Origin of the sequence: Dietzia sp. DQ11-44 (genome assembly GCF_014145205.1) — a bacterium.
GTDB classification, from domain to species: domain Bacteria; phylum Actinomycetota; class Actinomycetes; order Mycobacteriales; family Mycobacteriaceae; genus Dietzia; species Dietzia natronolimnaea.
In genome coordinates, this window is record NZ_JAALEC010000084.1 from 1 (window position 1) to 6,008 (window position 6,008).

7 protein-coding genes and 1 pseudogene are annotated in these 6,008 nt (G+C 70.9%); 3 read left to right on the top strand and 5 right to left on the bottom strand.

The features are described 5' to 3' along the window. Positions 1–213: pseudogene (locus G6018_RS02525) on the top strand (alpha/beta hydrolase); the annotation flags it as partial. Between the two features lie 128 nt (positions 214–341). Continuing rightward, positions 342–893 carry a YceI family protein gene (locus G6018_RS02530; RefSeq protein WP_179524060.1) on the top strand — a complete coding sequence of 184 codons (552 nt, stop codon included), beginning with the start codon at positions 342–344 and terminating at the stop codon, positions 891–893. Between the two features lie 151 nt (positions 894–1,044). On the opposite strand, the gene G6018_RS02535 is transcribed toward G6018_RS02530, so the two are convergent. After that, positions 1,045–1,647, bottom strand: coding sequence for a hypothetical protein (locus tag G6018_RS02535; RefSeq protein WP_179524059.1), 603 nt, complete (start codon positions 1,645–1,647; stop codon positions 1,045–1,047). 212 nt (positions 1,648–1,859) lie between these two features. Between G6018_RS02535 and G6018_RS02540 the strand changes: the two genes are divergently transcribed. Further along, positions 1,860–2,339: a hypothetical protein gene (locus tag G6018_RS02540; RefSeq protein WP_182638625.1), complete on the top strand. Its 480-nt coding sequence runs from the start codon at positions 1,860–1,862 to the stop codon at positions 2,337–2,339. Positions 2,340–2,421: 82 nt separating this feature from the next. Here the strand turns inward: G6018_RS02540 and G6018_RS02545 are convergent, their stop codons facing one another. The 4 genes from G6018_RS02545 to G6018_RS02560 all read right to left on the bottom strand — a co-directional run. Further along, positions 2,422–3,324: an alpha/beta fold hydrolase gene (locus G6018_RS02545; protein WP_182638628.1), complete on the bottom strand. Its 903-nt coding sequence runs from the start codon at positions 3,322–3,324 to the stop codon at positions 2,422–2,424. 150 nt (positions 3,325–3,474) lie between these two features. After that, positions 3,475–3,936 carry a hypothetical protein gene (locus tag G6018_RS02550; RefSeq protein ID WP_179524057.1) on the bottom strand — a complete coding sequence of 154 codons (462 nt, stop codon included), beginning with the start codon at positions 3,934–3,936 and terminating at the stop codon, positions 3,475–3,477. Continuing rightward, the gene (locus G6018_RS02555) at positions 3,933–5,144 is read right to left on the bottom strand and encodes an acyl-CoA dehydrogenase family protein (protein WP_182638626.1); all 1,212 of its coding nucleotides are present in this window, start codon (positions 5,142–5,144) and stop codon (positions 3,933–3,935) included. The genes G6018_RS02550 and G6018_RS02555 overlap by 4 nt, the downstream gene beginning before the upstream one ends. Before the next feature lie 26 nt (positions 5,145–5,170). Then, a partial coding sequence (locus G6018_RS02560; RefSeq protein ID WP_182638627.1) for an AI-2E family transporter occupies positions 5,171–6,008 on the bottom strand: 838 nt, incomplete at its 5' end.

Genomic DNA, 6,008 nt, shown 5'->3' on the forward strand with positions numbered 1-6,008 from the left:
AAGGCCGCGGAGCTCGCCGGGACCCCCGTGCTGGTCCAGATCGCCGACCTGGACCGGAGCGCCCCACCGCACGCCGCGAGCACCGCGGCGTTCGCCGCCCGCGCCGAGGTGCGCCACTACCCGGGCGATCATTTCGACCTCTTCCCCGGCCGGCCGTGTCACGACCTCGCGGTCACCCACGCGCTGCACTTCCTGCGCCGTCACGTGGGGTGACCGACCGATCCGAACTCATCCGAATTTCTCCGAACTTCTTGTTGACGCATCACCATTGAGGCGCTACTGTAGGTGACACAACAACCAATCGCCCCGGTGTCCAGCCGGGGACCACCGAAGGAGTCACCATGACCGCGACGCTCACCGACCTCACCGGCACCTGGAACATCGACCCCACCCACACCCGCCTCGGCTTCGTCACCCGCCACGCCATGGTCACCAAGGTCCGCGGGTCGTTCAACGACTACACGGGCACGGTCACCGTCCCCGCGGAGGGAGTCGACGGCGCGACCGCCGAGGTCGTCATCACCGCCTCCTCGATCGACACCCGCAACGCCGACCGCGACGGCCATCTGAAGTCCAACGACTTCTTCGACATGGACAACCACCCGGAGATCACCTTCCGCTCGACGAAGATCGCGGCCAACGGCTCCGGCGGCGTCGACGTGACCGGCGACCTCACCATCAAGGGCACCACCAAGTCCGTGACCATCCCGTTCGAGTACGAGGGCACCGCCACCGACCCGTTCGGCAACCTCCGCGCCGGCTTCGAGGGCACCACGGTCATCAACCGCAGCGACTTCGGCCTGACCTGGAACGCGGCGCTCGAGACCGGTGGCGTGCTCGTCTCCGAGAAGGTCACCCTCGAGATCGAGCTCTCGGCCATCAAGCAGGCCTGAGTCCCCGCCCGGCCCGGCCGGGAGGACCCCCGTCCGGCCCGGTGACGCCCCCGGGGCCGGACGGCGCCCCCCGGCAAGAACTGCACCGCCAGGCCCTAGCCGCCAGGTCCTAGCCGACAGGTCCTGGCCGCCAGGCCCTAGCCGACAGGTCTTAGGAGACGACGACGAAGACCGCGGAATGCGAGCCGTCGGCGTCCTCCCAGGTCCCGCTGAGCGTGCCCGGCGAGCCGATCAGGGGGCGGTCAGCCTCGGCGTCGTTCTCCTCCGAGATCACCCGGATCACCTGAGGTGCGGCATCGGCGTCGCTGTCGCCCGTCGCCCCGTCCCCACCGCCCCGCACGTTGACGGGCGACGGGGTGACCGTGCCGTCCTCCACCGCCAGATGGTCGGCGGCGGTGTCGCGGTGACTGACGACCCGCCGCACCTCGGTCACGTACACGGGGTCCGCCGGCGCGTCGTACACCCAGCGACGACCGAGGACAGAGTGTTCGAGCGTCCCGACCAGTGCGTCCTGCGCCCCCGGGAGCTCCGCCCCCCGGTAGGTCACGGGGACGTGGAACGTGCGCGCACCGTCCGAGACGAGGAAGGCCTCCATGCCCACCTCGCCGTCGGGGTCGACGAACCGGTAGGCGGTCACCTGCTCCAGCCGCGTCGGGTCACCGTCGAACCACGACTGGTGGCGGATCCACGCCCGGAGCAACTCGAGTTTGCCCGGGCTGAGGACGGCGTCATAGATCTCGGCGGTTCCACTCATGGGACAAGCATCCCCGGAGAGCGTCGACGCGGCAAACACTCCGCGAGATGAAGAAGAATTTGTCCGGGCGCCGTCGCTCCAGCGCATCACGACATTCCACCGACCGGGCTCCGACGGGGAGTGATCGCGGTCACAGCACGCTGGCACTGTCGCCGTTACGGTGACCGCCGTGTCTCCGGGAGACCCCGGCGCCCGAACGAAAGGTGACCACCATGAAGAAGACCATCGCGATCATCGGTTCCGCTGCCGCCCTGTCCTTCTCCGGTGCGGGACTGGCCGCCGCCCAGAGCGATCTCCCCGGGCTCGACAGCGGGTCGGTCGGCGCCCCCACGACCGTCGAGACGGACATCGACGGCGCCGAGACCCCCGCCGAGGTCTCGGACATCGCGCAGCAGCTCTGCGGCACGATCTCCGCGTACGACTTCCTCGGTTCCGTCGGCGGCGTCGCGCCCGGACTGTCGGGCGAGGAGTGCGAGGCGAACGCCGACCTGGCCATCTCCACCGCGATGACCGGCGACATCGCGGGCGCGATCGACATCCTCCGTGGCATCGACGCCGAGATCCCGGGGGACGATGACACCGACGGCACCGAGACCGACGGCGACGACACCGCTTCGGACGACACCGCTGCCGACGACGCCACCGGCGACGACGTCGCGACGGGCGGCGACACGGTCGAGACCGACGCCTGACAGACCCGAGCCGGCCCCGGCCCCCACGACGGGGCCGGGGCCGCCGTCATCTCCAGCCGGGCCCTGTCGGATCGGCGGTCCCCTATCGGGCCTCGTCGCCGCCCGCGGTCACGAGCTCACCGAGGAGCTGGTGGTCGATGTGGCCGGGCTCGGTCGACTCCATGAAGTCGACGAGGATCCGCTCGACCGCGGCGGGATCCTCGACGTGCGGATAATGCCCGGTGCCCTCGACGATCGCGAGCCGGCTGCCCGGGATCGCCTCGTGGGTGGTGTGTCCGTGCGAGACGGGGATGATCGGGTCGCGGTCGCCCCAGATCAGCTGGAAGGGCAACTGCGCCGCCAGATAGAGCCTGTTGCTGGCGGAGACGGCCTGCCCCTTGTTGTCCACGACCGCGCGGAGGGTCTTGAAGAACGTGCGACGGTGCCCGGGCCTGCCGAGCGACTCGTACGCCGCCCACGGCTCCTCGAGCGCGATCGCGCGGACTCCCCTGCCGGTGAGGAACCCGCGGGCCTTGTCCCCGGCGGACACCAGGAACGGGGCCGCACCCGCGGTCAGCAGGAGCTCGGCTCCGGGGACCGCGAGCAGGCGCAGGATCCAGTTGACCTCCTTGCCCAGGCCGCCGCTGCCGATCAGCGCGATGCGCTCGCAGAAGTCGGGGTACTGGTAGACGAACTGCAGGGCCACGCCGCCACCGAGCGACTGGCCGATCACCGTGCACCGCCTGATGCCCTTGACCACCAGCAGGTCGCGCAGGGCGGAGGCCATCGCCCCGAGCGAGTAGTCGTCGAAGTCGAGGGAGCTCTCCCCGTGGCCCGGCAGGTCGGGGGCGATGATGTGGAACCTCGATTCCAGACGCGGGATCAATTCCCGCCAGGTGACGGAACTGCCCGCCATGCCGTGGATGAGGAGCAGCGTCGGCTTGCCCTCGCCGGCTCCCGCCTCGCGGTACGCCAGCTCGCGTCCGTGGAGCCTTGTCCGCTGCATCTCGGTCTTGTGCACATCGCTGTTCTGCATGTCGCATTCCCCCTCGGGGACGGTCTCCGCGCCGTACCTCGTCGCAAGGAGCACCTCGACCCATTGTGCGCCATCAGGGCCCCGGGGAGCAGTTCTCTCTATCACATCCGGCCCGGACGCTCATCCGAACTCCCGCGCGAGCCGCCGGTGCCGGTGGGCGAACAGTGCCCCGACCACCACACGGACGACCGATCCGGGCACCAGCGCACGCGGTACGGCCCGCAGGGTGTCGGTGACGCGGGTGGAGCCGTCGGCCAGCGATTCGAGCTCTCGGCGGTGCTCCCACACCCGACACGACCCGAGCTCCGAACGCTCCTGGAAGAACCGGGGAGCCTCCAGGTCGACCAGGACCAGGTCGTCGTACTCCACCGGGATGACCCCGCCGAGCAGGATCCACGCGCGCCCGATCGGCCGACCCAGCGGCACGTCCGCGATGGAGGCCCCCGCCAGTCGCGCGGGAAAGCGCATCCGCAGCAGAGGCCGGAACTCGTCACTGACCCCGTCCGCGGTGACCACGCGCGCCCACACCTCGTCGCGCGGGGCGCGGACCACGCTCGCCCGCACCACCTCGACGGCCGTCACGGCAACCGCTGACCGGAGATCGCGCGGGCGATCACCAGCTGCTGGATCTGCTCGGTGCCCTCGAAGATGTCGAAGATCTTGGCGTCGCGGTGCATCCGCTCGACCGGGTACTCGCGGGTGTACCCCACCCCGCCGAGGATCTGGATGGCGCGCTCGGTGGCCCACACGGCGGTACGGCCGGCCTTGAGCTTGGACATGGAGCCCTCGGCCCGGGCCATGGGCTGCCGGGTCGCGCCCAACCACGCGGCCCGGCGGACCAGCAGTCGAGAGGCGTCGATCTCCACCGCCATGTCCGCGAGCAGGAACGAGATGGCCTGGTTCTCGATGATCGGTCGGCCGAACACCACCCGCCCCTTGGCGTACTCGAGCGCGTACTCGTGTGCCGCCCGCGCGATGCCCACGGCCATCGCGCCCACGGTGGGTCGGGTCCGTTCGAACGTCGCCATGGCGGCCTGGCCCCCGGTCCGCTCGCCCTCCCGGGCGCGGGCCAGCTTCTCGTCGAGCTTCTCCTTGCCGCCCAGCAGCGCCGAGCCCGGCACCCGGACGTCGTCGAAGAAGATGTCGGCGGTCGCCGACGCGCGCAGGCCGTGCTTCTTGAGTCGGGGTCCGGCCTCGATCCCGGGGGTCCCGGCCTCCATGACGAAGGCGGCCTGGCCGCGGGAACCGAGCTCCGGGTCCACCACCGCCTGCACCACGAGGACCGAGGCCACCCCGCCGTTGGTCACCCAGGCCTTCTGCCCGGAGATCACCCACTCATCCGTGGCCTCGTCGTAACGGGCCCGGGTGCGCATGTTGCCCACGTCGCTCCCGGCCTCCGGCTCGGACGAGCAGAACCCGCCGACCGCCGGTTCGGCTTCGGTGCCGTAGCAGCGGGGCACCCACTCGATGATCTGGTCCGTGGTCCCGGCCGAGGCGATGCCCGCCGCGGCCAGTCCGGTGCCCATGATGGACAAGCCGATCCCCGCGTCGCCCCAGAACAGCTCCTCGCACAGGATCGGATAGGACTGACCGGTGTCGTCCTGCCGCAGCGTGGCCATGATCTCGTAGCCGTACAGCCCGATCCTGGCGGCCTCCTGGATGATCGGCCAGGGCGTCTCCTCGCGCTCGTCCCATTCGCGGGCGGCCGGCCGGATGACCTCCTCGGCGAAGGCGTGGGCCCAGCCCTGCAGCTCGCGCTGCTCGTCGGTCAGTTCCATGCTGAAGGTCATCGGTTCCTCTCGGTGGGGGTGGTGGGTCAGCGGGTGGCGGGGTCGCCGCCGGGCACCGCGGGCTCGTCGTCGTCAGGTCCGGAGTCGTCGTCCGGCCCGGAGACCACGGCGCGGTCGGGCACCAGTCCCGGCCCCTCGGCGGGTTCCCGGTCCACGTCCCCGCCCGTCCCCCCTGCCAGGTACCGCACCACGGTGTTCACCATGGCGGTGACGGGGACGGCGAACAGCGCTCCCACGATGCCGAACAGGTAGGTGCCCGAGGCCACCACCACGATCACGGCCAGCGGGTGAAGGGCCACCGCGTGACCCATGAGGACGGGCTGCAGCACGTGCGACTCCACCTGGTGGACCACCAGGACGATCGCCAGCATCGCGATGGCGATCACCGGTCCCCGGTCCACCAGCGCCAGCGCGGTGGGGATCAGCCCCGCGACGAGGGTGCCCACGATGGGGACGAACGACGCGAGGAACACCACCACCACGATGGGGATCACGAAGGGCACGCGCAGCACCAGCGCACCGAGCCCGACCCCGGTGGCATTGATCGCGGCCACGGTCAGCTGCGTCCGGGTGTAGGCGCCGAGGCTGCCCCAGCCCTGTCGCAGCGCGCGGTCGACGTTGAGGCGGCTCGCGCGGGGGAACCACCCGACGAAGAACGCCCACAGCTTCTCCCCCTGGTAGAGGAAGAAGAACAGGGCCACCAGGCAGATGAGCAGACCGGCCACCGCGTCGACGGCCGTGTGCCCGAACTGGACCGCGCCCGCGGCCACCGCCTCGGAGTGGGACTCGATCCAGGCGCGGACCTGCGCGACGGCCTCCTGCAACCGGTCGGCGGTCAGGTGGAGCGGGCCGTCCTCCAGCCAC